Origin of the sequence: Melaminivora alkalimesophila, from assembly GCF_000282995.1 — a bacterium.
Taxonomy (GTDB): Bacteria; Pseudomonadota; Gammaproteobacteria; order Burkholderiales; family Burkholderiaceae_C; genus Melaminivora; species Melaminivora alkalimesophila.
This window is the reverse complement of the sequence record NZ_ALEE01000788.1, coordinates 1-2,064: the sequence shown is the minus strand read 5'-3', so window position 1 is coordinate 2,064 and position 2,064 is coordinate 1. Positions and strand designations below refer to the sequence as shown.

The window sequence follows — 2,064 nt, the reverse complement described above, 5'->3', positions numbered from 1 at the left end:
CAGCCGGCCAGCCACAGCAGGCTGGCGAGCATCAGCAGATGCAGGAATCTGGTCATCGGAATTCGTCTTTCCATCGGCGCAGGGCGGCGAACACCTGGACCGGCGAGGCCGGATCCACGCTCGGGTCGAAACGCCGTGCAGATTGCGCGACCGCGCTCTCGCGGGTGCGCAGGAAGGGGTTGATGCGGCGCTCCAGCGCCAGGCGCGAGGGCAGCGTCGGCAGGCCCTGGCGGCGCAGCCGCTCGCATTCGGCCGCGTGCGCCGCCAGTTCGGTATTCTCGGGCTCGACGGCGCGGGCGAAACGCAGGTTGGACAGGGTGTACTCGTGGGCGCAGCACACCCGGGTATCGGGGTCGAGCCCCGCCAAGCGATCGAGCGAGGCCAGCATCTGCCCGGGCGTGCCCTCGAACAGCCGGCCGCAACCGGCCGAGAACAGGGTGTCGCCGCAGAACAGCAGCGGGCCACCTTCGGCAGCAGGGGCGTAATAAGCGATGTGGCCGGCCGTATGGCCCGGTACATCGAGAACCTGGAATTCGAGGCCGAGCACGCGCACGCTGTCGCCCTGGGAGACGCGCACCACGGGTTCCGGAACCGTCTCGCGCGCCGGACCGTAGACGGTGGCGCCGGTGGCCGCGCGCAGCTCGGCGACGCCGCCAGTGTGATCGCCATGGTGGTGCGTGACTAGAATCGCCTCCAGCGGCAGCTTCGACGCGCCCAGCGCGGCCAACACAGGCGCTGCATCGCCCGGATCCACCACGACGGCACCCCGGGCGCCTTCGAGCATCCAGATGTAGTTGTCGGCGAAGGCGGGCAGCGGCAGCAACTTCATGAACGGCGCGATTATAGGTTTGCACCAATGGTTCGACACCCCCCCCGGGCGGCATTTGCTGGCCTGGGTGCAGGCGCGGCACGACGAGCTGGTGGCGGATCTCTTTGGTTTCCATGCGCTGCAGCTCGGGCTGCCGTGGCTGGACGGCCTGCGCAGCAACCGCATGCCGCACCGCTGGGTGGCGCTGGGCGAGGCCGAGGGCCAGAGTTTTCTTTCCGGGGTCGAGCAGGTGCCGGCGCCGGGCCTGCTGGCCGAGCCGGTGGCGCTGCCCTTTGCCGAGGCGAGCATCGACCTGGTGCTGATGCCGCACACGCTCGAGCTGAGCCACGATCCGCACGCGGCGCTGCGCGAGGTGCAGCGCGTGCTGGTGCCCGAGGGGCGGGTGGTGATCACGGGGCTCAACCCCTGGAGCCTGTGGGGGTTGCGCCAGCGGCGCGCGCGCCTGTACCAGAGTCTGGGCGCGGGTGGGCAGCTTTATCTGCCGGAGGCGGGGGAATTCATCTCGCCGGGGCGGCTGCGGGACTGGCTGCAGCTGCTGGACTTCGAGCTCGAGAGCGTGAGCTATGGGTGCTTTCGCCCCGCGGTGGCGAGCGCGCGCTGGCTGGAGCATTGGGAATGGATGGATGGGCTCGGCGCGCGCTGGTGGCCGGCCCTCGGGGCGGCGTACATCACCGTCGCGGTCAAGCGTGTGCACGGCATGCGCCTGCTCGAGCCGGCATGGCGCAGCACACCTGCGGCCGTGGCGGCGCCGGCGCAGGTGGCGCAACGCCGCGCGCGTCCCCCAACAACGGATTTTTCTGGAGAGTCTTCTTGAGTGTTCTGACCGAGGTGGTGATCTACACCGATGGCGCCTGCAAGGGCAACCCGGGCCCGGGGGGGTGGGGCGTGCTGCTGCGCGCGGGCGAGCTGGAAAAGGAGCTGTTCGGCGGCGAGCTGGGCACCACCAACAACCGCATGGAGCTGATGGCGGTGATCCAGGCACTGTCGGCGCTCAAGCGCCCGTGCCGGGTCCAGCTGTACCTGGACAGCCAGTACGTGCGCCAGGGGATCACGTCCTGGATCCATGGCTGGAAGAAAAAGGGTTGGCGCACCGCTGCGGGCCAGCCGGTGAAGAACGCCGAACTGTGGCGGCGCCTGGACGAACTGGCGCACGGCGCCGGCCACCAGATCGAGTGGCACTGGGTGCGTGGCCACGCGGGCGACCCGGGCAACGAGCGCGCCGACGCGCTCGCCAA

Annotated in this window: 3 protein-coding genes; 2 read left to right on the top strand and 1 reads right to left on the bottom strand. The window is 70.2% G+C overall.

What is annotated here, in order from left to right:
- Nucleotides 1–52: 52 nt before the first annotated feature.
- Entirely contained in the window at nt 53–829 is a 777-nt protein-coding gene (gene gloB / locus A612_RS15230; protein ID WP_040437165.1) for a hydroxyacylglutathione hydrolase, read from the bottom strand.
- Here gloB and A612_RS15225 point away from each other — a divergent pair.
- On the top strand, nt 828–1,643 hold the full coding sequence (locus tag A612_RS15225; protein ID WP_051001524.1) for a class I SAM-dependent methyltransferase: 816 nt from the start codon (nt 828–830) through the stop codon (nt 1,641–1,643). The two genes, gloB and A612_RS15225, sit on opposite strands and share 2 nt — an antisense overlap.
- Nucleotides 1,644–1,648: 5 nt before the next feature.
- Nucleotides 1,649–2,064: ribonuclease HI (gene rnhA, locus A612_RS15220; protein WP_040437166.1), on the top strand; the 416-nt coding region annotated here is incomplete at its 3' end.